Source organism: Spirosoma koreense (assembly GCF_054777875.1).
Window position 1 is genome coordinate 150,925 of sequence record NZ_BAAHAC010000002.1, and the last position, 23,878, is coordinate 174,802.

General features: G+C 50.9%; 22 protein-coding genes. All 22 read left to right on the plus strand.

Annotated features, from left to right (window positions below):
- Positions 1-112 precede the first annotated feature (112 nt).
- On the plus strand, positions 113-1,606 hold the full coding sequence (locus tag ACYVC2_RS01265; RefSeq protein WP_461100455.1) for a M20/M25/M40 family metallo-hydrolase: 1,494 nt from the start codon (positions 113-115) through the stop codon (positions 1,604-1,606).
- Between the two features lie 122 nt (positions 1,607-1,728).
- Entirely contained in the window at positions 1,729-2,136 is a 408-nt protein-coding gene (locus tag ACYVC2_RS01270; RefSeq protein WP_461100456.1) for an FtsL-like putative cell division protein, read from the plus strand.
- Positions 2,126-4,240 (plus strand): penicillin-binding protein, encoded by a 2,115-nt coding sequence (locus ACYVC2_RS01275; RefSeq protein ID WP_461100457.1) that lies wholly within the window; start codon positions 2,126-2,128, stop codon positions 4,238-4,240. Before ACYVC2_RS01270 ends, ACYVC2_RS01275 begins: the two co-directional genes overlap by 11 nt.
- Positions 4,241-4,325: 85 nt before the next feature.
- Positions 4,326-5,804, plus strand: a complete 1,479-nt coding sequence (locus tag ACYVC2_RS01280; RefSeq protein WP_461100458.1) for a UDP-N-acetylmuramoyl-L-alanyl-D-glutamate--2,6-diaminopimelate ligase — start codon at positions 4,326-4,328, stop codon at positions 5,802-5,804.
- A gap of 103 nt (positions 5,805-5,907) precedes the next feature.
- Positions 5,908-7,116 carry a phospho-N-acetylmuramoyl-pentapeptide-transferase gene (mraY, locus tag ACYVC2_RS01285; protein WP_461100459.1) on the plus strand — a complete coding sequence of 403 codons (1,209 nt, stop codon included), beginning with the start codon at positions 5,908-5,910 and terminating at the stop codon, positions 7,114-7,116.
- A gap of 464 nt (positions 7,117-7,580) precedes the next feature.
- A complete protein-coding gene (rplM, locus tag ACYVC2_RS01290; RefSeq protein WP_461100460.1) occupies positions 7,581-8,024 on the plus strand; it encodes a 50S ribosomal protein L13 in 444 nt (147 codons plus the stop codon).
- 6 nt (positions 8,025-8,030) lie between these two features.
- Entirely contained in the window at positions 8,031-8,417 is a 387-nt protein-coding gene (gene rpsI, locus ACYVC2_RS01295; RefSeq protein ID WP_461100461.1) for a 30S ribosomal protein S9, read from the plus strand.
- Between the two features lie 156 nt (positions 8,418-8,573).
- Complete coding sequence (rpsB, locus tag ACYVC2_RS01300) at positions 8,574-9,407, plus strand: 30S ribosomal protein S2 (RefSeq protein WP_461100462.1); 834 nt, start codon at positions 8,574-8,576, stop codon at positions 9,405-9,407.
- Between the two features lie 176 nt (positions 9,408-9,583).
- The gene (gene tsf / locus ACYVC2_RS01305) at positions 9,584-10,417 is read left to right on the plus strand and encodes a translation elongation factor Ts (RefSeq protein WP_461100463.1); all 834 of its coding nucleotides are present in this window, start codon (positions 9,584-9,586) and stop codon (positions 10,415-10,417) included.
- A gap of 550 nt (positions 10,418-10,967) precedes the next feature.
- Entirely contained in the window at positions 10,968-11,573 is a 606-nt protein-coding gene (locus tag ACYVC2_RS01310) for an RNA polymerase sigma factor (protein WP_461100464.1), read from the plus strand.
- A 13-nt stretch (positions 11,574-11,586) separates the two neighbouring features.
- Positions 11,587-11,790 carry a hypothetical protein gene (locus ACYVC2_RS01315; protein ID WP_461100465.1) on the plus strand — a complete coding sequence of 68 codons (204 nt, stop codon included), beginning with the start codon at positions 11,587-11,589 and terminating at the stop codon, positions 11,788-11,790.
- Complete coding sequence (locus tag ACYVC2_RS01320) at positions 11,787-12,611, plus strand: mechanosensitive ion channel family protein (RefSeq protein WP_461100466.1); 825 nt, start codon at positions 11,787-11,789, stop codon at positions 12,609-12,611. Before ACYVC2_RS01315 ends, ACYVC2_RS01320 begins: the two co-directional genes overlap by 4 nt.
- Before the next feature lie 55 nt (positions 12,612-12,666).
- On the plus strand, positions 12,667-13,665 hold the full coding sequence (locus ACYVC2_RS01325) for a DUF3078 domain-containing protein (RefSeq protein ID WP_461100467.1): 999 nt from the start codon (positions 12,667-12,669) through the stop codon (positions 13,663-13,665).
- 49 nt (positions 13,666-13,714) lie between these two features.
- Positions 13,715-14,047, plus strand: a complete 333-nt coding sequence (gene mscL, locus ACYVC2_RS01330) for a large-conductance mechanosensitive channel protein MscL (RefSeq protein ID WP_461100468.1) — start codon at positions 13,715-13,717, stop codon at positions 14,045-14,047.
- Between the two features lie 89 nt (positions 14,048-14,136).
- Positions 14,137-15,480, plus strand: a complete 1,344-nt coding sequence (gene murD, locus ACYVC2_RS01335) for a UDP-N-acetylmuramoyl-L-alanine--D-glutamate ligase (RefSeq protein WP_461100469.1) — start codon at positions 14,137-14,139, stop codon at positions 15,478-15,480.
- A 72-nt stretch (positions 15,481-15,552) separates the two neighbouring features.
- Complete coding sequence (locus ACYVC2_RS01340; protein ID WP_461100470.1) at positions 15,553-16,674, plus strand: FtsW/RodA/SpoVE family cell cycle protein; 1,122 nt, start codon at positions 15,553-15,555, stop codon at positions 16,672-16,674.
- Positions 16,675-16,737: 63 nt separating this feature from the next.
- Positions 16,738-17,829 carry an undecaprenyldiphospho-muramoylpentapeptide beta-N-acetylglucosaminyltransferase gene (gene murG / locus ACYVC2_RS01345; RefSeq protein WP_461100471.1) on the plus strand — a complete coding sequence of 364 codons (1,092 nt, stop codon included), beginning with the start codon at positions 16,738-16,740 and terminating at the stop codon, positions 17,827-17,829.
- Between the two features lie 45 nt (positions 17,830-17,874).
- Positions 17,875-19,260 carry a UDP-N-acetylmuramate--L-alanine ligase gene (murC, locus tag ACYVC2_RS01350; RefSeq protein ID WP_461100472.1) on the plus strand — a complete coding sequence of 462 codons (1,386 nt, stop codon included), beginning with the start codon at positions 17,875-17,877 and terminating at the stop codon, positions 19,258-19,260.
- 37 nt (positions 19,261-19,297) lie between these two features.
- A complete protein-coding gene (locus ACYVC2_RS01355; protein ID WP_461100473.1) occupies positions 19,298-20,071 on the plus strand; it encodes a cell division protein FtsQ/DivIB in 774 nt (257 codons plus the stop codon).
- 11 nt (positions 20,072-20,082) lie between these two features.
- Complete coding sequence (ftsA, locus tag ACYVC2_RS01360) at positions 20,083-21,486, plus strand: cell division protein FtsA (RefSeq protein ID WP_461100474.1); 1,404 nt, start codon at positions 20,083-20,085, stop codon at positions 21,484-21,486.
- Positions 21,487-21,573: 87 nt separating this feature from the next.
- The gene (ftsZ, locus tag ACYVC2_RS01365) at positions 21,574-23,028 is read left to right on the plus strand and encodes a cell division protein FtsZ (protein WP_461100475.1); all 1,455 of its coding nucleotides are present in this window, start codon (positions 21,574-21,576) and stop codon (positions 23,026-23,028) included.
- 70 nt (positions 23,029-23,098) lie between these two features.
- Positions 23,099-23,803 carry a DNA alkylation repair protein gene (locus tag ACYVC2_RS01370; protein ID WP_461100476.1) on the plus strand — a complete coding sequence of 235 codons (705 nt, stop codon included), beginning with the start codon at positions 23,099-23,101 and terminating at the stop codon, positions 23,801-23,803.
- The last annotated feature ends 75 nt before the right edge of the window (positions 23,804-23,878 follow it).

A 23,878-nucleotide genomic window follows, 5' to 3' on the forward strand; every position in this document is an offset into this window, starting at 1 on the left:
TATATTTTTCCGGGTAAATCGAACGCTTTAATTCCGGTTTGCGTCTAATCAGTTGATATTGCTATTCTGCACCTGTTTTTCTAAATTTAGCAAAGAATTTTATACCCTTCTTATGGCCCGAACGTTCTACGTGCCTCGTTTCCGGATCGTGCTGCTTTGCATCGGCACGGCTGGTTTTCTCACTGCTTTCTACCCCGACAAGATCTCTCTGCAAAAGGCTTTTATCCGCATCAACGATGAGGTAAAAAGCCACAGCCGGGCTTACGAAACCCTGACAAACGCGACAAAACAAGTGGGTCATCGGCTGACGGGCAGCCCCAATGGTACCCGGGCTGAAGACTATGCATTCGATCTGCTGTCGTCTTATGGATTCAAAGAGGTGCGGTATGAACCGTTTGAAGTAGAAGCCTGGACGCGCGACACGGTTACGCTATCGGTGGTGCCGTACCGGAGCGATAATTTCCGGGAAGTATCGGTCGTTGCGCTGGCGCATTCGCCCGTTGAAGCGCATGTGCAGGGGGAAATTGTGGACGTGGGTAACGGGCTCGAAGGCGATTTTGCGGCCGTTAAGGACAAACTGAAGAACAAAGTCGCGCTGGTAAACATCGGTCTGGCGGCTCCAACGAAAGGGGCCCGCAACCTGCACCGGTCCGAAAAAACGGCGCTGGCGATTCAGTACGGCGCTTCGGGGGTTATCATGGTCAACCTTGTGCCGGGTAATGTCTTGCTGACAGGCACGGCCTCGGTAACGGGCAAGCTCATTCCAATTCCGTCGGTCTGCATTTCGCTTGAAAGCGGGCAGGCTTTGCGGGCCTGGATGCAGGAAGAACGAAGCCCGCTTCACGCCATGATCGACATGACGAATACCAGCCGTAAGATCCGCGCCCGCAACATAGTAGCCACCTTAAGCGGCTCGAAATATCCCGACGAAAAAATCATCGTGGGCGGGCATCTGGATTCCTGGGATCTGGCCACGGGCGCCATCGACAACGGAATTGGTTCCTTTGCCGTCATGGACATCGCCCGAACGTTTAAAGCCCTGAAGCTGAAGCCAAAGCGCACGGTTGAGTTTGTTCTCTTCATGGGCGAAGAGCAGGGGCTGCTGGGCTCCCGAGCTATGGTCGATGGACTAAAGCAAACGGGTCAGCTGGATAATGTCCGCTACATGATGAATCTCGACATGACCAACGACCCGACTGGCTTGAATGCTTTTGGCCGCTCCGATATCGTGCCATTTTTGAATACCGTTGGCGAAACCATGAAGCAGGTGGAGCCCACCTTTGCCAACCAGATGCAGAACCAGGCCGGGCTTCATTCAGATCATCAGCCGTTTATGCTCGAAGGGGTGCCGGTCGTAGGCATGAACGGGCATCTGGCCAGAGAAGTGCTGGACTGCTACCACGCGAATTGCGATAACATGAATCTGGTCAATGCGGATCAGCTAAAAAACACCGTCCGTTACGCCACCATGCTCCTATACGCACTCGCCGATGCCGACGACATTCCGACCCGTCGGCAGACAGATACCCAAACTCGTGATTACCTCGTTGCGCAGGGTCTGCGGACGCCCTTGCAGATCGCGAACGAGTGGCGCTGGAAAGAGTAAAAATCACACGCTTCTTCAATTTTGTACCGTTAAAAAATCTTTCCGGGAAAGATTTCGTCGTTGTCAAAACAGGCGATAATGTTTTCGTTTCTTTGTAGAATCCATTAGGTTCTAACCCTGCCATGGCTAAAAACACGTTTCGTGAACCCGAACGCATTGCTCAGCAGAAACAGCAAAAGAAGCAACGGCGGAAACTAAAGCTGGCTTCCTGGCTGAATGATTTTATTGGCCTGGACCGCCTGTTCGGAGAAGACAACAGCTGGCCCATCCGGCACATCGACCGTATCCTGTGGGTCACGATGCTGCTGATTCTGTACATCGGCCTGAACCACAACGCCGAACGGCTGGTCCGGCGGATTCAGCGCACCAAAACCCAGGTCGATGAACTCCGCTCCCAATACACGGTTCTCCAGGCCGACTTCGACAAAAGCGGCAAACAATCCGAAATCAGCAAGCGCGTAGCCGCGTTGGGACTCGCCGATAGTCAGACTCCACCCCACAAAATCGTTGTCAAGACCGATGAACATTAAGCAGGATATTATCAAGCGGGCGAACAACGTCTTTTATATCGTTATTCTCCTGGCCGTTGGCGTCATTGTCCGGCTGGTATATGTGCAGTATCTGCAAACCTTCAAGGGTAAATTCTGGCGCGAACGGGTGGCGGCCACCCTGATCCAGCGCGATACGGTTCGGGCCATGCGGGGAAATATCTACGCCAACGACGGACGTTTGCTGGCTACCTCACTTCCTACCTACATCGTCGGTCTGGACCCGACGATGGCCAAACAGGAATACTTCGACAAGTGGGTCGACACGCTCGGCGTGGCGCTGGCCCGTATTTACAAAGATCGCTCGGCCCGCGATTATGCCGATCTCATCCGCGATGCCCGCTCCCGCAAGCGCCGGTATGTTCTGCTGAACCGCCGTCGGATCACCTTTCCGGAACGGCAGAAACTGATCAAAGAGCCTTTCTTCCGGTCGTCGCCGAAAGTAGCAGCGCGTGGTGGTGTGCTGCGGCCCTACTACGAACGCTATCATCCGTTCGACCGCATGGCCGAACGGACGATCGGTGGTCTCGACGCCCGGACCGGGCGCGGACTTATTGGCCTGGAAGCCAGCTTTCAGCCTGAACTGGCGGGTAAGAATGCGGTCGGGCTGGTCGAAGTTTTGTCGGGCGGGATACGGAAGCCGGTCAACGACGGGCCCGATATGAAACCCGAACCGGGCATGGACCTCTACACGACCATCGATGTCAATTTTCAGGACATGGCCGAATCGGCACTACACAAGGCACTTGAGAGCTATGAGGCCGATCGGGGCTGCGTCATTGTGATGGAAGTAGCGACGGGCGAAATACGGGCCATTGCCAACCTGACCCGCAAAGGCAAGCGCTACGTCGAGAATTTCAACCATGCGCTGTCGGGACGTACTGACCCCGGCTCTACCTTCAAGCTGGCGACTATGATGGCGCTGATGGAAGAAAAGGCGATTTCGCTGGACCAGAAGGTCGAGACCGGCCAGCATGCCATAATTTACAACGGCCTTCGAATTACCGATTCCAATGGAGGTGGCTCGGGCACCATCACGGCCCGGCAGGTATTCGAGAAGTCGTCCAACATCGGCACGCACATGCTCATGCGGACTTACTTCTACAGCCGACCGGATCTGTACTGTCAGTATTTGCGTCAGTTTCATCTGACCCAGCCCACGGGCATTCACATGAAAGGCGAAGCGATACCTGTGGTTCGGAACCCCGATATGAAAGGCTGGAGTAAATATTCGTTGCCTTCCATGTCGTACGGCTACGAAATGCAGATCACTCCACTGCAAATGCTGACGTTCTATAACGCCGTTGCCAACGGAGGTCACTGGGTCCGCCCGATGATCGTCAAGCAGATCAAGCTGGCCGATGAAGTGATCGAAGACAACAAACCATATGTTGATCCGAATCCGATCTGCTCAGCGTCTACCATCCGTAAGGCGCAGGAGTTGCTGCGGGGTGTGGTCGAGCATGGTACGGCCAAGCACATCAACAATCCGTATTACGGCATAGCGGGTAAAACCGGAACGGCCCAGAAAATTATCGAAGGGCAGTACAAGGCGGGGCGGTATTATACCTCCTTTATCGGCTACTTTCCGGTCGATAAGCCCAGATACAGCATGATCGCGGTTGTCGATAACCCGCACCAGGGCGAGAACAAAGGCAGCCTGTATGCGGGTGCCGTATCGGCGCCAGTCTTCAAAGCAGTTGCCGATCAGATCGTTGCTTACGACATCCGGATGCATGCACCGATGCGGTCGAATGCCTCGCAGCCTCAGTCGACCAGCGGTTTGCTGGCAGGGTATGCGGGCGATCTGCATACCATCAGTTCGACGCTCAAATTACGCAGCGAACCCATAACGGAAGGATGGGTCGAAGCCACACCCAGTGGCCGCTGGCAAGCCCGGCCGACTCGCCCAGATCAGGTTCCGGATGTACGTGGATTGAGCTTACGCGACGCGCTGTTTCTGCTGGAAAACCGCGGATTCCGGGTTTTGGTGGAAGGCCGGGGTAAAGTGAAAGAGCAGTCGGTCGAACCGGGGGCTGAAACCAACAAGACAGCGGGCAAGGTCATAACGCTCACCCTTGGGTAGGCGTTGCTGCGAAAAAATTAGGTAGTCATCCAACCGTTCTGTTTTTTTGCAGCCCACAAGCGGCCGGCTGGTTCGTTCTTTCTGTATGCAGCTCAAAGACCTCTTCTATAAAATTCCCCTGCTGGCAACGTCTGGCAACATGAATACCGACATAACGGGGCTGACGATGGACTCGCGCAAGGCAGGGCCGGGTAGTTTGTTCATTGCCGTGCGCGGTACCGTTACCGATGGTCATCAGTTTATTGAAACGGCCATTCGGCAGGGAGCAGTGGCTATTCTGTGCGAAGAGCTTCCGGCCGAAATCAGCGCAGATACGGCTTACGTTCGGGTGCAGGACTCCGCCCGAACGATGGGGCTGGTAGCGGCCAACTTCTACGAGCGTCCCGCGCAGAAACTTAAGCTGATCGGTGTAACGGGGACAAACGGCAAAACCTCCGTAGCCACCCTGCTGTTTCGGCTGTTTCGGCTGTTAGGCTATCGGTGCGGATTGTTATCGACGGTTCAGAACCAGATCGACGACGATGTCATTCCGGCAACGCATACTACCCCTGATGTTATAACCACCAATCAACTGCTGACAAAAATGCTCCAGCATGGCTGCACACACGTGTTTATGGAAGTCAGCTCACACGCGGTGGTGCAGGAGCGTATTGCGGGGTTGACTTTTACGGGCGGCATTTTCACAAACATTACCCACGATCATCTCGATTTTCACGGTACGTTCGATAATTACATCCGGGCAAAGAAAGGTTTTTTCGACCAGCTACCAGCTTCGGCTTTCGCGCTGACCAACGCAGACGATAAGCGGGGGCTGGTTATGCTTCAGAATACAGCCGCCCGTAAAGAAACCTACTCACTGAAAACGCTGGCATCGTTTAAAGGAAAAATACTGGCCGACAGCCTGTTTGGCCTGCACATGCTGGTCGATGATCGGGAAGTCTGGTTCAAGCTCATTGGCCGTTTCAACGCGTACAATATTCTGAGTGTTTACGGAGCCGCCAGTTTACTGGGCGAAGACCCAGGCGAAGTGCTGACCTTACTATCGGGCATTACACCCCCGCCCGGTCGTTTCGAGCAGGTCATGTCGGACGACAAAATTGTGGGTATCGTCGATTATGCCCACACTCCCGACGCCCTGCAAAATGTACTGGAAACGATCAATGGCCTTCGGCAAACCAACGAACAGGGACGGCTGCCCCAGATTATAACGGTTGTCGGCTGCGGAGGCAACCGGGATGCCGCCAAACGTCCCATCATGGCCGCTATCGCCTGTCAGTTCAGCAACCGGGTGATTCTGACTTCCGACAATCCGCGTAATGAAGATCCGTTGGCTATTTTAGAGCAAATGCAGGCGGGTGTACCGGCAGTGGATGTGAAGAAAACCCAAACTATTGAAGATAGGCACGAAGCGATTCGGAAGGCAGTATCGCTCGCTCAGCCGCACGACATTATTCTGGTTGCCGGAAAAGGTCATGAAACGTACCAGGAAATCAACGGAGTTAAATACGATTTCGATGACCGCCTGGTATTGCGGGAGGCTTTTACGGAACGCGGAAATCTATAACTTTGACAATCAATCATGAATGAGTGAATGAGTGATTGAGTGAATAACTCAGGTACCGGCTATTCGCTCAGTTACTCACTCACTCATTCACTCATTTTGTTTTATGCTTTATTACCTCTTCCAATTTCTTGACGAACGCTATAATTTCCCCGGAGCAGGGGTTTTCCAATATATTTCGTTTCGGGCGCTCGGCGCCGTAGTCACGTCCTTACTGATTGCGGCCATTTTCGGACGGCGGATTATCGATATTCTCCGGAATCTGCAGATCGGCGAAACCATCCGCGATCTGGGTCTGGAAGGTCAGATGCAAAAGCGGGGGACACCCACGATGGGTGGTTTTATCATCCTGGCCTCCCTGCTGATTCCTGCGCTGCTGTTTGCCAAACTCTCCAATGTATATGTGGTGCTGGCGCTGGTCTCCACCGTCTGGACGGGTCTAATCGGCTTTCTGGACGATTACATAAAAGTGTTTCGGAAGAATAAGGAAGGCCTGCAGGGTAAATTTAAAGTGGTCGGGCAGGTGGGACTGGGGCTAATCGTGGGGTTGACGTTGTATTTTAATGATTACGTTAAAATTCGAAAGTACGCGCCCCGGCTGCTGAGTACTTCGAACGTTCCGGATGTTTACACAGACATCAAGTCTACCCTGACAACGGTTCCATTCGTTAAAAACAATGAGTTCGATTACAGTTCGTTGCTGTTCGGCTTGCTACCCGATAGTTATACCTGGATCATTTACGTACTGATCTGTATTTTCATCATTACGGCCGTTTCGAATGGAGCCAACATTACCGATGGGATCGATGGGCTCGCAGCCGGTACGTCGGTCATCATTGGCCTGACGCTGGGAGTACTGGCTTATCTGTCAGGCAATAAGGTTTTTTCGCAGTATCTCAACATCATGTACATTCCCAATGCCGGTGAGCTGGTAATTTTCTGTGCGGCATTCGTAGGGGCCTGTGTCGGGTTTCTTTGGTACAATTCGTATCCGGCACAGGTATTCATGGGCGACACCGGCAGTCTGATGCTGGGCGGAGTTATTGCGGTACTGTTCCTGGCCATCCGGAAAGAGCTTATGATTCCGGTTATTTGTGGTATTTTCCTGGCCGAACTGGTATCGGTCATTACGCAGGTGAGCTATTTCAAATACACCAAGCGAAAGTATGGCGAAGGTCGACGAATTTTCCTGATGTCTCCCCTGCATCACCATTTTCAGAAAAAAGGATACCATGAGGCCAAGATTGTAACCCGCCTGTGGATTGTGGGGATTATTCTGGCCGTTCTGGCACTGGCCACGCTGAAGTTGCGATAGTGCGGGAAAATATGCCTGCACCTTGGAAAGAGTTGATTTTTAGCGCTATAGTTCAGTTGCTAAATTACAGCAACGGATAAGCAGATACAGGAAGCAGACGAACAAATAACGGACGACGGAGCTGATTCGGCAAGAAATGGCAGCATACGAACATTGTTAAATGATGAAGAAAAAGCCGCTTTTCGACCCAAATTCATGCTTCTGACGCGCAGCCAACGAAGCAGAACGCTCGTTTATAAGCGAAGTGATTTTAGAGAATTTGCAGGCACCAATGGGCAAAACGAACGAATTTCTTAATCAGGACAAATTAGCCAGGTCGATTTCATACCTGGTATAGCTAATACGATTTCCAGCAATCTCCTTGTTTTTCAGGCCTATACCACCTATATTTGCACTCCCGTTTCGAAGCGGGAATGCCTTTTTGTGGGCAAGCAACTAGAAATCAACCAATTAGTCTCCATAAAGTGAATACGCTCAGTTACAAAACAATCTCTGCCAACAAAGAAACGGTGCAGAAGGAGTGGGTTGTGGTTGACGCTCAGGGTGAAGTGCTCGGTCGGCTGGCCAGCCAAATTGCACGCCTGATTCGTGGCAAACACAAAACCAACTTTACTCCGCACGTCGATTGCGGAGACAACGTGATCGTCATCAATGCCGAGAAGGTCCGCCTGACAGGTGACAAGATGACCGACAAAGTTTACGTTCGTCATACCGGTTATCCGGGTGGTCAACGGTTTGCATCGCCCCGGTTGCTGCTGGAAAAGCACCCCGAGCGCATTATCGAACACGCTGTAAAAGGCATGTTGCCGAAGAATCGGCTTGGTCGGCGGTTGTACACCAACCTGTATGTTTATGCTGGCGATCAGCACCCACACGAAGCTCAGCAACCCACAGCCGTTAAATTTTAAGTCATAATGGATCGTATCAATACCATTGGCCGCCGTAAAACAGCTATCTCCCGCATTTATTTGTCGGCGGGTAGCGGGGCCATCTCGGTGAACGGAAAAGATTACAAACAGTATTTTCCGACCGAAGTACTGCAAATCATTCTTAACCAACCTTTTTCCACCGTCAATGGTGTAGGGGGTTACGACGTACGGGTAAACGTACGTGGTGGTGGCGTAGCGGGTCAGGCCGAAGCTACACGCATGGCTATCGCTCGGGCGCTGGTTGAACTGAACGCTGAGTTTCGTCCGGCTCTCAAAAAAGAGGGTTTCCTGACGCGTGATTCACGGATGGTAGAACGGAAGAAATACGGTCGTCGGAAGGCGCGTCGTCGGTTCCAGTTCTCGAAACGTTAATTGGCATTGGGTATGGCGCCTGGGGTATAGGGTCATTTCCCTCCGCCCTTTGCCCCGATCCCTGTGCTCTTTTTTGTCCAGACCGCGCTTAGATGATGCCGATGCGGGGTGCTGCATACCTGTTTCATTACTCATTTTATCTTGTTCATTTTAAAAATGGCACAAATCGAATATAAAGAACTCCTCGACGCTGGTGTACATTTTGGTCACCTTACGCGTAAGTGGGACCCCCGGATGGCTCCGTATATCTTCATGGAGAAGAACGGCATCCATATTATTGACCTCAACAAAACCGTTGCCGCTCTGGAAGAAGCCTCGAACGCCATCAAAGGCATCGTTCGCTCCGGCCGGAAAGTAATGTTTGTCGCTACTAAGAAGCAGGCTCAGGAAATTGTTTCGGAAGAAGCCCGTCGCCTGAAGATGCCGTATGTTACCGACCGCTGGCAGGGTGGTATGCTGACAAACTTCGCCACGATTCGTAAGTCACTGAAAAAAATGCAAACGCTGGACAAAATGCTGAAAGACGAGGAGACCGTCAAGAGCATTGCCAAGCGTGAGCGTTTGACCCGTACGCGTGACAAAGAAAAACTGGAGCGTGTGTTGGGCGGTATTGCCGACCTGACCCGGTTACCGGCAGCCCTGTTTGTTGTTGATGTTAAGCGCGAACACATTGCCGTTGCCGAAGCACATCGGCTAGGTATTCCCGTCTTTGCAATCTGCGACACCAACTCCAATCCTGAAGCTGTCGATTTTGCTATTCCAGCCAATGATGACGCTTACAAGTCGATTTCGCTGATTACGCTTGCCATCGGCAAGGCCATTGAAGAAGGCCTGATGGAGCGCAAACAGGATAAAGACGATCAGCGGATTCAGGAAGAGGAAGAAGCGAAACGGGCGGAAGATCTGGCTCAGGCTCGTGCTGAAGGAGAACAACAGCCCGTGGCTGAGTCTGCTCCGGCCGCTGTTGCTGAAGACGAACAGGACGCATAAATCCATTACGGGTTGGTGGCTGACGCAAGCCTAATTGACTCGTCAGCAAACTACCGACCAGACCCGCAGACGTATGAATAGCCCGTAGCCAGCCGCTATGGGCTATTCATTTGAATAGATAAATCTTTACCGGCCAAATTAATTTTGGCTATTTAAATCAACAACCCCTTTTTATTATGGCAATCACTGCTGCTGACGTAAACAAACTTCGGCAAGAGACCGGAGCCGGTATGATGGATTGTAAAAAAGCCCTTACCGAAGCCGATGGCGATTTTGAAAAAGCAAAAGAAATTCTGCGCAAGCAGGGCCAAAAAATAGCCGACAAACGGGCGGACAATACGACGGCTGAAGGTGTTGTGCTGGCGCACGTTAGTCCGGATGGTAAAGCGGGTAAAGTCATTGCCCTAGCCTGCGAAACGGAGCCCGTATCGAAAGTTGCCGACTTCCAGAACCTGGCGATGGCTATAATCAGTACCGCCGTTGCTACAGACGCCACCGACAAAGCTGCTTTACTAGCTACACCACAGGCTGATGGTCGTTCGCTCCAGGACCATATTACGGATCTGATGGGCAAAATCGGTGAAAAAATCGATGTTGCTTCTTTCGAAACCGTTTCGGCAGATAAAGTTGTTTCTTACATTCACTCGAATGGTAAACTGGGTGTACTGGTAGGACTGACAAATACCAACGGCTCCGATGTGACCGAAGTCGGTAGAGACATTGCCATGCAGATTGCGGCTATGAAACCAGTTGCACTGGATAAAGACGGCGTCGATGCAACGATCGTACAGCGTGAAATCGAGATCGGTAAAGAGCAGGCTCGTCAGGAAGGTAAGCCCGAAGCCATGCTCGAAAAAATTGCTCTGGGCAAGCTGAATAAGTTCTACAAAGAAAATACGCTGCTGAATCAGGAGTTTGTAAAAGATAGCTCGCTGACGATTGCCCAGTTGTTAGATAAAACCAGCAAAGGCCTGACCGTATCTGCGTTCAAACGCGTAGCTATCGGTTAATTCTCACTGCTTGTTTATACAAAAGCCCGACCTGATGAGGTCGGGCTTTTTTTATGGTCCCTAAACCAACCGTTCAAAAAGAGCCAGGAAATCGACTGGCTGAAATCCTGCCAGATACTTCACTTTTATAAAAAAACAGATATCATTTTCTTATTTTTATATGTCAATTCTTGTATTGGAAAAGGAGGAGCTTTGTATGATGAGAATCCCAAGGTTGAGCATAGTTACAACGTCAGCATAAGTTACTGATCCTAACTTTATTCCTGATAGAATCCAGTTAGCAGGTCAATACTGTACAGGTCCATAAATATTACGTGTATAGGCTTTCCCCTATATTCGTTATCCGTGGTCAATAAGTAAAACAGCTCAAGGGGATGCTGAAACAAATGAATAACAAATTTGAGTGGGTTTTTAATCTGACTTTGGCAGAAACCTATGAATATTGCAGAAATAGCCCTGGTTATGAACAATTTGGCTCAAAATAATTTCTGCAAAGTTGTAATGTTACTTTTATACCGCATTCAAGTCTAAATACCCACCACTTTATAAAATGGATAATTTTTCGGATGAGGAGTTAGTTCGGTTATACGTAGAAACGCAGCGTAACAGCTATTTCGAGCGGCTTTATGAACGCTACTGCGACAAAGTATACCGAAAATGCCTGTCATTTACCAAAGACCCGGTGCGTGCTGAGGACTTGACGCATGATATTTTTTTGAAGCTGGTTATCAAACTGAGCAGTTTCAGGGAGCAGGCTAAATTCTCCACCTGGCTCTACTCAATCACATACAACTACTGTACGGATCAGCTACGGTCGCATAATATGCGCCGGGAAGTGTACATGGATGATAACTGGGAGCGTCTGGAAGTCGAGTCTGACGATGGGCTGGCCGATCTGGCCGAAATGGAGGCTAAACAACTTGAATCAGCCCTGCATAAACTGGCTCCTGAAGAACAGTCTATGCTGTTGATGAAATATCAGGATGACATCAGCATCCGGGATATTGCAGCTATAAACGGCCTGACCGAGAGCGCGGTGAAGATGCGACTCAAACGGTTACGCGATAAACTGCGCAAGCATTACCTCGAAAGCGCGGTGTTCTGGTTGCTGCTGGCGGCTAAAGCGGCTCTGGCTATTCGGTGGCCTTTTCGTTAATTAACCAATAACTATGGAACCTTCGAATCCTTTTAAAGAAATCGAATCCGATGCCGTTTGCCCTCCTCATCTGAAAACGGAACTGGTTTCGGAAATCGACCTCATCCGCAACGCGGCTACGGTTGTTGAACTCTACGTTGGCGACCTGTTCGGCCTTGTTTCGGCACTGGTGAACCCCAGTCAATTTACCTCAGACGATTTACACCTTCCCGTATGAAACAACTTCCAAATCTGGCCGAAGTAGTCCGTAACACCTTTCAAAACCTTATCAATCAGTTTGTCGAATTTGTCCCACGGCTATTTGGAGCGGTGCTTATCCTGCTGATCGGGATCGGCGTTGCCCGGCTGGTCGCCTATGTCATTCAGCGTGTTTTAGGCCGGGTAGGTTTCGACAAAATTGGTAATCGGCTGAATGAAATCAGCATCATAAAACAGCTCAAAACCGAAATAAAGCTGAGTGAAATTATTGCCAAAGTACTTTACTATTACATTCTGCTGATGTTTATCACGGCGGCTACCGAAACCCTGGGCGTAGCCGCTATCACCGAGATGGTCTCGTCATTGGTGAACTTTATCCCTAAGCTCATCGTGGCGGCCATTATGCTGCAGGTCGGTGTGCTGCTGGCCGATGCCTTACGGGGCGCGGTATTAAGCCTGTGTCAGTCGTTCAATATCTCCTCGGGTCGGCTGCTGAGCATGATCGTATTTGTTTTCTTTCTGATCATTACCATCATCAGCGCTCTGGGGCAGGCCGGCATCAATACCGAACTCCTCGAATCGAGTTTTAACCTGATCATCGGTGGAGTCATTTTCGCCTTTGCCGTTGGCTACGGGTTCGCATCCCGCGATGTAATGGCCAACATCCTGTCTTCTTTCTACACAAAGAACAAGTATAAAGAAGGCCAGACAATCGAGGTAGAGGACGTAAAAGGTGAGATCATACGGATCGACACCTTATCGCTGACGCTCCGCACGGGTGAGACGACCACGGTTATTCCGCTACAAACCCTTCAAACGAAAAAAGTACAGGTCTTTTGACGGACTACTAGTTTTACCCCGATTCATTCTACCATCGACCGTAACTTTTCAACTTATGAAAACATACATTACCTGTGCGCTCCTGAGTAGCTTTTGTCTACTAAATGCGCTTACATTGGCTCAGGACTCAACCCGTACAACGACCAACTTCAAGGATACCGTAGCCGTAAAACCAGACACCTCTTATTGGCAGAAGTCGTTTAGTGGGGGGGTCAATTTCAACCAGGCTTCGTTTAGCAACTGGTCCGGGGGCGGGGTCAATTCAGTGGCCATTGGCGCTGCCGTAGCCGCCCGGGCATTATACGAAAAAGGTAAAATCTCCTGGGATAACACAGCCGACCTTCAGTTGGGTTACGTGACCCAGTTAGGTAATACCCGTAAAGCAGCCGATCAGCTTATTCTCATTTCTGTGCTGGGCCATAAGATTGCCCCTAAATGGGATGTGTTCTTTTCGACAACATTCAATACGTTCTTTGCGCCCGGCTATAGATACGACAAACTCCCGGCCGATCAGTCGCGGTTGCGCGTATCTAATTTTTTCACTCCGGCTCAGCTGACTTTCGCGGCTGGTATAGCCTACAAACCTAACGACTGGTTTGCCCTACGCATGAGTCCGATAGCCCCCCGCTTTACTTTCCTGTCAGATCAGACCGTTCGGGTAAGTGCCGATCCTACAACGGGGCTGTATGCTCCTGACCCTAATGCTACAGTTTACGGTGTAACGCCAGGCAAAAGCTTCCGAACCGAATGGTTGGCTTTCCAACTGCAAACGGTCATCAACCGCAACCTGACTGAGAATATAAGTTTAAACGCTCGCTATCAGTTATTTACCGAATATACCCATTTGAATAATATCAACCATCGTCTTGATTTATTGATGACGGCCAAAATCAGCCGGTATCTGAGCACGACCTTTGGCCTGATCGCGCTTTATAACAAAGATTTTAGTTCAGATTTACAGATCCAGCAAACACTGGCTATTGGTTTAGTATATAATCTTAGTAACTTCCGCACAAAAAAAGAGCCCGCAAAACCATCAGACACCCGGTTTTGACCTCACTTGTACGGTAGTAGATTATCAACCCTTTTTAACCTAAAAGCCTATGTTAAGCGAGTTTCGTACATTTATTGCCCAGGGCAATGTGCTCGATCTGGCAGTCGGTGTTATTATTGGCGCTGCCTTCGGCAAAATCACCACCTCCTTAGTCGAAGACATTATCAATCCTGTTCTGGGTTTGATCTTGGGGGGCGTCGATTTTAGCGAGTTGAAAGTGGTGCTGAAAGAAGCCGTTGGCACAGCTCCGGAAGTGGCCATTCGATACGGCAACTTCATCAATACGGTGATTCAGTTTTTAATTATTGCCTGGGTGGTTTTCCTGATCGTGAAAGTGGCTAACCGGACGCGCTTATCCAATTCGATGGCCTCCAAAGAATAAGCATTCGCTAGAAAAATACCTGAAAAGCCCCGACCCATAGTCGGGGCTTCTTTATTTATGCGTTATTTTGCCAATAGTATACATTCGCTATGGCAGTTAATAAAGTTGTTGTTCTGGGCGGGGGCGAAAGTGGTGTCGGCGCTGCGTTGCTGGCGCAGGCCAAAGGCTTTGTCGTTTTTTTGTCCGATAAAAGTGCTCTGAAAGAAAGTTACCGCACTGTTCTCCAAACGGCGGGCATTCCCTTTGAAGAAGGCCAACATACAGAAGATCAGATCCTCGACGCATCGGAAGTTATCAAGAGCCCCGGCATTCCGGCAACGGTTCCGCTGGTTCAGAAGCTGCGCGCGCAGGGAACACCGATTATTTCTGAAATTGAATTTGCGGCCCGGTATACCAAAGCCAAACTCATCGGGATCACGGGTAGTAATGGCAAAACCACTACTACCCTATTAACCTATCACTTGCTTAAAACCGCCGGTCTGAATGTCGGCTTGGCGGGTAATATCGGCGACAGCTTTGCCAAACAGGTTATTGCCGATACGTACGATTATTACGTGCTGGAGTTGAGCAGTTTTCAGTTGGATGACATGTACGCCACGCACCTCGATGTTATGGTGCTGCTCAACATTACTCCCGACCATCTCGATCGCTACAACTACAGTTTCCAGAATTACGTCGATTCTAAGTTCCGAATCTTACAAAATGCCAGGCCCGGCGACGAGTTTATTTACTTCGCCGAAAGTGCCCCCATCGTTGCCGAACTCGCCAAACAGAATCCAGCCGTCCATCAATTGCCTATTTCTTTGCAAACACAAATGGCTGAAGGCGGTTATTGGGCTAATGGAAACCTGATCACCACTACTGAAGACCGCACTTTTACGATTTCACAGGCCGAAACGCCCCTGCGCGGACCACACAACGCAATCAATATGCTGGCCGCTATACTGGTGAGTCAGTCGGTCGGGCTCTCGAATGAAGCTATTGCGGCCGGGCTGAACACATTTCAGAATGCCGCCCACCGCCTGGAACCGGCAGGAACGATTCAGGGGGTTCAGTTTATCAACGATTCGAAGGCAACCAACGTCGATTCTGTTTTTTACGCTTTATCGAGTATGGAAGCCCCAACGATCTGGATCGCAGGAGGCCTCGATAAAGGCAATGATTATAGCCAACTCGACGAAGTAGTGCGCCAGAAAGTAAAAGCGCTAATTTGCCTTGGGGTAGATAATCACAAATTAGTAGATTACTTCGGCAATATCATTTCGACTATATATGAAACCCAGCAAGTTACCGAAGCTGTAGCAAAAGGGCTCGAATGGGGTCAACCCGGCGATGTCGTGCTGTTATCGCCTGCTTGCGCAAGTTTCGATTTATTTAAAAATTACGAAGACCGGGGCAACCAGTTCAAAGCCGCCGTACAAAAATTAATGTAAGTCATAGACTGTGGGATATACGCCTAAGTGGCTCACCTGCATTTTATAGTCTACATCACACATTCAGAAAACATGGCTCTCCGCGAATGGATTCGTACGCATCTGAAAGGTGATCGCCAGATCTGGTGGATTGTCCTTTATCTGTCCATCATGAGTGTACTGGTCGTTTACAGTGCAACGGGCACCAAAGCTTTTCGAGAACTCGACGGCAATACCGAGGTATTCTTGCTGAAGCATGGCTCGCTGCTGCTGATTGGGTTGGCCTGCACCTATTTTGCCCACAAAATCAACTACGTCTATTACGCCCGTTTATCGAAATATGGCTTATGGCTGTCGGTACCGCTGCTGCTGTGGGCCTTTTTTAAAGGAACTAACCTGAATGATGCATCGCGCTGGGTTACCATTCCGATCATCAACCAAACCTTTCAGCCGTCCGATTTGGCGAAACTTGCGCTCATCTCGAATCTGGCGGCTATGCTGGCAAAGCGGCAGCGCTTCATGAGCGATCCCAGCGTATTGTTTAACCTGATTCTCTGGATCGGTGTTATCTGCTCGCTGATTATCCTGTCCAATACCTCGACCGCGCTGTTGCTCGGTGCCACCTGCTTTCTGCTGATGTATATCGGTCGGGTGCCGGTGCGGTATCTGGGGTACATGATCGGGGTCTGCGTTCTGTTCGGCGGTATTGCCTTACTGGCGGGTCAGCGTTTCGGAACGGCCAGCAACCGGATGAAAAGTTTTATGAACTCCGACACGATCGTTTATCAGGTCGAACAATCTTATATCGCTCTTGCCAACGGCGGCTTAACCGGCCAGGGGCCGGGCAACAGTCATCAGCGCAATACGCTTCCCAATCCCTTCTCCGACTTTATTTATGCCATCATTGTAGAAGAATATGGCCTGTTGCTGGGAGGTATTCCGATCGTTCTGGCTTACATCTGGTTTTTGTGGCGAGGCATGAAAACGCTCCAGAAAGCAACTCGTCCGTTCGGCGGGTTGTTGTCAGCCGGCTTAACCTTTAGCATTGTCTTTCAGGCTTTTGCCAGTATTTGTGTAGCCATTGGTCTGGCTCCCGTTACGGGTCAGCCGTTGCCGTTGCTAAGTATGGGCGGAACGTCGCTGATATTCACCGGTCTGGCGATTGGCATTGTTCTGAGTGTCAGCAGAGAAGAAGCCGACGAGAGTAAGATTTAAGTTTGTGGCTTGTCGTTCGTCGGGCTCGAATGGCAAACCACCCACCACAAACTTTGATTCAGTATGAAAATTATCATCAGCGGGGGCGGAACTGGCGGTCATATTTACCCGGCCATTGCCATTGCCAACGAACTGAAACGTATAAATCCGGCTACAGAGATTCTTTTTGTAGGCGCTGAAGGCAAGATGGAGATGGAGAAAGTCCCTCGGGCAGGCTACACCATTGTAGGGCTACCCGTCGTTGGCATCAAACGGGAACTGACGCTGGCAAATCTGGGATTTCCGCTCAAACTAGGCCGAAGTCTACTGCGGGCACGGCAGATCGTCCGCGATTTTCAACCCGACGCAGCTGTAGGGGTAGGTGGTTACGCCAGTGGGCCTTTGCTGCTGGCGGCTTCGCTCAAAGGAATTCCAACTCTGATTCAGGAACAGAATTCGTATGCCGGGCTGACCAATAAAATACTGGCCCGCTGGGCAAAACGTATTTGTGTAGCTTACCCCAACATGGATGCTTTTTTTCCGGCCGACAAGATAAAAGTAACGGGCAACCCCGTTCGTAGCGACATTCAGTTTGCCGACCAGCAGGTAGCGCCGGGCCAGGCTCTGTTTGGGCTCGAAGCTACCCGGCCGACTTTATTGATTATTGGCGGTAGTCAGGGAGCACGAACCATTAACGAGAGTATAGAAGCGGGGCTCAAGCGTTTTGTCGATGCGGGGGTTCAGGTAATCTGGCAAACAGGGCCGGCCTTTATCGAGCGGGCTCGCGAGGCCGTAGCTGTCGTCGGTTCACCGTTGATTAAAGCATACGATTTCATTTACGATATGGACAAAGCTTACGCGGTAGCGGATGTGGTCGTATCGCGGGCGGGAGCCCTATCGGTTTCGGAGTTATGTCTGGTGGGCCGGCCCGCTGTGCTGGTCCCTTTTCCAGCGGCTGCCGAAGATCATCAGACTAAAAACGCGATGAGTCTGGTGGAGCGGAAGGCCGCCTTACTGGTCAATGACCGGACGGCTCGGGAAGAGCTGGTCACCGTGGCCCTGGATTTGCTCGACAACCCGGCAGAACAAAAGCAGCTACGTGCTGCCATTAAACAATTTGCGAAGCCCCAGGCGGCTCATGACATTGCACAGGAAGTCATTCATTTAACAAAATAGCATCAGAGACTGTAAGCCAGAACTTTCTTTCTCCTGCTTTACCAAATGCGTTTAGATCAGTTCAAATACATTTATTTTCTCGGTATCGGTGGTATCGGTATGAGCGCGCTGGCCCGCTGGTTTCAGGTGAACGGCTACCCGGTTGCTGGCTACGATAAAACGGCGACCACCCTGACCGAAGTCCTGCAATCGGAAGGAATGACGATTCATTTTACAGAAGATGTCGACCAGATACCCACTTCGTTCCGGGCAAATCCGGCCGAAACCCTGGTGATTTATACGCCGGCCGTTCCTAAAACCCACGCCGAATATATTTATTTTACCGAACAGGGCTTTACGCTTCAGAAACGGTCGCAGGTGCTGGGTTTACTGGCCGGTCAGATGACTACCGTGGGGGTGGCCGGTACGCACGGCAAAACCACTACCTCCTCGATGGTAGCCCATATTCTGCGTCATGCGGGGATCAACTGCGCGGCTTTTCTGGGAGGTATCACCAATAACTACGGCACCAATTTTTTGCTTAACCAACCGACCGAAGATCTTCGGTCGGTGGTGTGTGTGGTAGAAGCCGACGAGTTCGACCGCTCGTTTCTGACCCTGTTTCCGAAGTACGCCATCGTCACCTCAACCGACGCCGATCACCTCGATATTTACGGAGCCCACGAGGCTGTGCTTGAGTCATTTGGCCTGTTTGTCAGCCAGATTGAGCCGGACGGTGTACTTTTTATGAAAAAAGGGTTGACCCTTGCCGATAAAACAAAAGCCTACGTTCGGCTGTATTCCTTGACGGAAGGTGATTATTACAGCCAGCATGTACGAATCGAACAGGGAACATTTACGTTCGATCTGGTTTATCCAGCAGGTATCATCGAAGCGATTCAGTTGCTGGTGCCGGGTTTCCATAATGTCGAGAATGCAGTAGCTGCTGGGGCTGTTGCCCTGCAGGTAGGTGTATCACCGGAAGCTGTCCGTGCAGCACTTAACAGTTACCTGGGCGTTCGTCGGCGGTTCGAATATATTCTTAAAACTGATTCAGCTATTCTGATCGACGATTATGCGCATCATCCGGCCGAGGTAGAAGCCTTTTTGTCTTCTGTGAAGGCGCTATACCCCGACCGCGAGCTAACGGCTGTATTTCAGCCACATCTGTTCAGCCGCACCCGCGATTTTGCCGAAGGATTTGCCAAAAGCCTGTCCATCGCCGACCACGTGCTGTTGCTCGATATATACCCGGCGCGTGAACTGCCTATGGAAGGAGTAAGCTCAGAATTGATCTTTCGGGGCATACACTCGAAAACCAAACAAAAATGCACCAAAGCCGAATTACCCGACGTTGTGCAAAAAATGAAGCCTTCTCTGCTTGTCACCATTGGGGCGGGAGACATTGACCAGCTTCTTCCAACCCTAAAAAACACGCTTATGTACCAATAAATAAAAATATATAAAAAACACCCTAGCTAATTTACAAATGTTAATTACCTTTAAATCATCCAAAAAATGGTTGCTCACCTTAGGCGGCCTTTTTAGCCTCTTTGGCCTGATCGCCTTTACGGAAATCAGGCAGGCCAAAAAGCACGTTCAGACGGTGATCGTTCGGCTGGATCAGGTCGATGGCCATCCGTTTTTGACGCGCCGGGATGTGATGGGGTATTTGACGAATGGCGGAGCCGACCCAATTATTGGAAAAGATTATAAAGATGTCGATTTTCAACGGCTGGAAAAACGTTTGCTCCAACATGGCCTGGTAAAAAATTGCCAGGTATCGCGTGACTTATCGGGGGATTTGCTCGTCGTGATTGAGCAGCCCCGACCGCTGGCCCGCCTAATGGCTGCTGGCGAAGACACGCGACCCGTGGCCGGTCAGTACGTCAGCGAAGAGGGCCGGTTTTTTCCGGTCTCGATGAATTACTCAGCGCGGGTCCCGATTTTGACCGGCGATTATTTTAAACAAAATCGCTCGTTGGGGAGCGCTCGAAACCAGCCACTGCTGGATTTACTGCGCCAAATTCACGACGATCCGTTCTGGAGAGCCCAGATTGTCGAGATAGCGGTGGACGAAAAAGGGGAAGTGACGATGTGGCCACAGGTGGGTAACCACCGAATCGAATTTGGTCCGCCCACGGAACTGAGTGCGAAGTTCAGGAAATTGAAATTAGTTTATACGGACGTTTTACCGGCCAAAGGATGGGATCGTTATAGCCGGATCAACGTTCAATACCGAAATCAACTAGTTTGCGAATGACAACAATGGGCATGGATGAGAAAATTGTAGTAGGTCTGGACATTGGCAGCACCAAAGTATGTGCCGTAGCCGGTCGGTTGATTCGTAACAACAAAGAGCAGGAAACCCTCGAAGTTCTGGGTGTGGGCGAAACGTCGCTGGCGGATGGAGTGGCCAAAGGCTCTGTCGTGAACGTGAACAATACAGTCAATGCTATTCGGCGGGCTGTTATGGAAGCTTCGAACCAATCGAACCTGAACATTCATCTGGTCAATGTCAGTTTCAGCGGTTCGCATGTTACATCGGTAAAGTCGAGCGGAAGCATTACCCGGTCGTCGTCGGGCGATGAGATTCAGACTGAAGACATCGATCATCTGCTGAACGATATGTACCGCACCTCCATTCCGGCTGACAAAGAGATCATCCACGTTCTGCCCATGGATTTTATGGTAGACACGGAGACAAATGTCAACCAGCCTGTCGGTCGGAATGGCGTGAAGCTCGGTGCCGACTTTCAGCTGATTACCGCACAGGCCAATGCCGCTCGAAACATTCGCAAATGTATTACGCGGAATAACCTGGCTCAGGATACGATGATGTTGTCGGCGCTGGCATCGGGACTTGCCGTACTGACCGACGAAGAAAAATACGCGGGTGTCGCCCTGGTCGACATTGGCGGAGGAACCACCGAAGTAGCCATTTATTACCGGAATGTCCTTCGCCACGTCGCTGTCTTCCCGTGGGCGGGCAATAGCCTAACCTCGGATATTCAGGCGGGTTGTAAAATTTTACCGAATCAGGCCGAACAGCTCAAGAAAAAATTCGGGAGCGCAAACCCGGCTGAATATAACCTCAACGAGGTAGTGGCCGTGCCTGGTCTTAGCAATCGCAAGCCGAAGGATGTGCTGCTGAAAAACGTAGCCGTTATCATCGAAGACCGGCTGCGTGAAATTGCGGCTCTGGTTCAGGCCGAGATTATCCGGTCAGGCTATGACGGCAAATTACTCGGTGGTCTTGTTCTGACGGGCGGATCGGCGCTTATTCCGGGAGTCGAGCACATTTTTGGGCGCGTTACTGGTGTCGAAGAAGTGCGGGTTGGTTTCCCCGAACACCTCGAACCCAATGGTCGGGCCGACCTGGTTGGCGATCCGGCTTATGCTACGGCGGTCGGCCTGGTTTGGGCAGGCTACAAAACGATCGACAATCGAATTTCTTTTATCAGCGACCCTAACCGGGCCGTGTATAACGAGGAGTATCCGCCCGTCAATCCGCCCCCCCGTCCGGCTTACACCCATCCACCTGTCGGTAGCCGGGACAAAGCCCCGGAGAAAAAGCCGGCGGAAAAAATCGACAAAGAGCCTGAAGAAAGCACCGTTATGCGTTGGTTGCGGAAATTGACCCAGCCAATTCGTGGCAACGAAACCGATCCATATTAGCGATTAGAAAGCCCGGTGCTGAGCCGGGTTCCTTATAGTTATCCAGTTTTTGTACAACAAATAGACATCACATACCGACACGACGCGATGAATGGTAAGGGCTATAGATTCGAAATTCCAGACGAGAACCCAATGATAATTAAGGTTGTCGGCGTGGGTGGCATGGGCGGCAATGCCGTCAAGCACATGCACGAACTGAAAATGCAGGATGTGAGTTTCGCCGTGTGTAACACAGACCGCCAGGCACTAATGAGCAACCCCGTCGAAACCAAGTTACAACTGGGGGATGGCTTAGGCGCTGGTACGGAAGCGAAAGCAGGCGAAGACGCAGCTCGCAGCAGTATCGACGAAATTCGACATCTGCTGGCTCCACCAACCAAAATGGTTTTCATTACGGCGGGTATGGGTGGCGGTACAGGTACAGGAGCCGCACCAGTAGTTGCGGAGGTTGCCCGCGAAATGGGCCTGCTAACGGTGGCCGTCGTGACGGCCCCCTACTGGTACGAAGGAACAGACAAGAAAGAACAGGCCCGGGAAGGTATCGAAAAGCTCAAAAAAAGTTGCGATACAGTGCTGGTCGTGCTGAACGATAAACTGGCGGAACTGTATAGCGAACTGACCTGGACGGAAGCCTATGCGCACGCCGATGATGTTCTGGCCAACGCGGTAAAAAGCATTGCCGAAATTATTACCACACAGGGTGACATCAACGCTGACTTTGCCGACGTAAAGAAAGTTCTTGAAGACGCCGGCCAGTCGGTGATGGGGTCGGCAGAAGCTGCCGGCGAAGACCGGGCCCTACGCGCTATCGAAGCGGCCCTGAACTCGCCATTGCTAAACGATCACGATATTCGCGGAGCTAAACGAATCCTGCTCACGATCTCGTCGAGTAAGGCCCACGCGATGCGCCTGAAAGAACAAATGGCTATTTCGGAGCACGTCGCGAAGAAAATTCAGGCTGAAGCCCGTATGTTCAAATTCGGGGCCATCACCGATGATACGCTTAACGAAAGCCTGCGGGTGACGATTATCGCGGCTGGTTTCGACGGGACGACTACGCTGATGGATCAGCTCAAGAGTCCGGTCAATAGAGACGTGGAGAACGTGGTCATTGTCGATGAGAAGCTGGATATACCCGAACTTCCACAGGCTGAAACGAAGGAAGAGCCCGAGGACGAACTGGTACTGGTCGACAGCGACGGCGATCAGGTAGACCCAGATCCCGTGGTAAGCCTTAAGAACGACGACAAAACGACGAACACCAACACCAGCGGCAGCACCATCATCCGGCCGGATATATCATCGGGAACGAACGTTCGTGAGTTTCCATTTGAAGAGCCAAATTCCGACGTACTGGTTCTGGATGAGGAAGAGCGCCCGAGCGATGCAGACCTTATCAAACGTATCGTCGATACCTTCGTCAAGGGTCAGTATCTGGCGGCCGATCTTGACCGGCCTACGTTTGAGCGCAACAAAACGATGCTCTACACAATACCGCTATTATCCGAACAGGAGTTCGTTCGCTCTAAACTGAACGATTAAGTAAAGATCGACTTCACGATTGTTCAGGCAGAGATTCAACCGAATCTCTGCCTTTTTATTAATACGCACCATGGAGCCTGCCTACCCCACCGTTAGAAATACTATCCTTGCGTTGGCGCAGCCCGAACGAGCGAAGCTACTGGCCCGCTTTTTCAAAACCGCACCGGGCCAGTATGGCGAAGGTGATCAGTTTTTAGGGCTTACCATGCCTCAGCAACACTTGGTTGCGAAACAATACCGGGGGCTTCCTCCGGATGAAGTCGAACTGTTGGTACAGGACGCATACCACGAGTGCCGTATGACAGGCTTACTAATCTGGGTTTATCAGACCCGCAAAGCAGGCCCTGGTCAGCAGGAAGCGATATTGAAGCGATACCTGGCCAATCGACAGTACATCAACAACTGGGATCTGGTAGACGTTACCAGTCCGCATATTCTGGGCCGTCATATAGTCCGGGGCGACCGGTCTATCCTCTACGATCTGGTTCAGGAAGACCATTTATGGAGTCAGCGTATGGCTATTGTCTCTACATTCACGCTTATTCGGGTGGGACAGTTTAGCGACACATTTGCCCTGGCGGAGCAGTTGCTACCCCACCAACACGATCTGATCCATAAAGCGATTGGCTGGATGCTGCGCGAAGTCGGCAAGCGCAGTCCGGACGCACTGGAAGAATTTTTGCACGATCATATCCAACAGATGCCCCGTACCACACTCCGCTATGCGATCGAGCGCTTCGAGCCCGCTCGGCGGCAGTACTACCTTAAGTTATAAATGACTGAAGGGGTTCGGATAGTCTGGTTACGCATGTTGCAAACCAGATTAACCGAACCCCTTCGACTATAACTT

Coding starts and splice junctions, on each gene's coding strand:
- mscL (WP_461100468.1), top strand. CDS start 13,715: ATGTTAAGCGAGTTTCGTACATTTATTGCCCAGGGCAATGTGCTCGAT.
- ACYVC2_RS01315 (WP_461100465.1), top strand. CDS start 11,587: ATGGAACCTTCGAATCCTTTTAAAGAAATCGAATCCGATGCCGTTTGC.
- ftsZ (WP_461100475.1), top strand. CDS start 21,574: ATGAATGGTAAGGGCTATAGATTCGAAATTCCAGACGAGAACCCAATG.
- ftsA (WP_461100474.1), top strand. CDS start 20,083: ATGGATGAGAAAATTGTAGTAGGTCTGGACATTGGCAGCACCAAAGTA.
- ACYVC2_RS01270 (WP_461100456.1), top strand. CDS start 1,729: ATGGCTAAAAACACGTTTCGTGAACCCGAACGCATTGCTCAGCAGAAA.
- mraY (WP_461100459.1), top strand. CDS start 5,908: ATGCTTTATTACCTCTTCCAATTTCTTGACGAACGCTATAATTTCCCC.
- tsf (WP_461100463.1), top strand. CDS start 9,584: ATGGCAATCACTGCTGCTGACGTAAACAAACTTCGGCAAGAGACCGGA.
- ACYVC2_RS01265 (WP_461100455.1), top strand. CDS start 113: ATGGCCCGAACGTTCTACGTGCCTCGTTTCCGGATCGTGCTGCTTTGC.
- ACYVC2_RS01280 (WP_461100458.1), top strand. CDS start 4,326: ATGCAGCTCAAAGACCTCTTCTATAAAATTCCCCTGCTGGCAACGTCT.
- rpsB (WP_461100462.1), top strand. CDS start 8,574: ATGGCACAAATCGAATATAAAGAACTCCTCGACGCTGGTGTACATTTT.
- ACYVC2_RS01320 (WP_461100466.1), top strand. CDS start 11,787: ATGAAACAACTTCCAAATCTGGCCGAAGTAGTCCGTAACACCTTTCAA.
- ACYVC2_RS01355 (WP_461100473.1), top strand. CDS start 19,298: ATGTTAATTACCTTTAAATCATCCAAAAAATGGTTGCTCACCTTAGGC.
- rpsI (WP_461100461.1), top strand. CDS start 8,031: ATGGATCGTATCAATACCATTGGCCGCCGTAAAACAGCTATCTCCCGC.
- ACYVC2_RS01310 (WP_461100464.1), top strand. CDS start 10,968: ATGGATAATTTTTCGGATGAGGAGTTAGTTCGGTTATACGTAGAAACG.
- murD (WP_461100469.1), top strand. CDS start 14,137: ATGGCAGTTAATAAAGTTGTTGTTCTGGGCGGGGGCGAAAGTGGTGTC.
- ACYVC2_RS01325 (WP_461100467.1), top strand. CDS start 12,667: ATGAAAACATACATTACCTGTGCGCTCCTGAGTAGCTTTTGTCTACTA.
- ACYVC2_RS01275 (WP_461100457.1), top strand. CDS start 2,126: ATGAACATTAAGCAGGATATTATCAAGCGGGCGAACAACGTCTTTTAT.
- murC (WP_461100472.1), top strand. CDS start 17,875: ATGCGTTTAGATCAGTTCAAATACATTTATTTTCTCGGTATCGGTGGT.
- ACYVC2_RS01370 (WP_461100476.1), top strand. CDS start 23,099: ATGGAGCCTGCCTACCCCACCGTTAGAAATACTATCCTTGCGTTGGCG.
- murG (WP_461100471.1), top strand. CDS start 16,738: ATGAAAATTATCATCAGCGGGGGCGGAACTGGCGGTCATATTTACCCG.
- ACYVC2_RS01340 (WP_461100470.1), top strand. CDS start 15,553: ATGGCTCTCCGCGAATGGATTCGTACGCATCTGAAAGGTGATCGCCAG.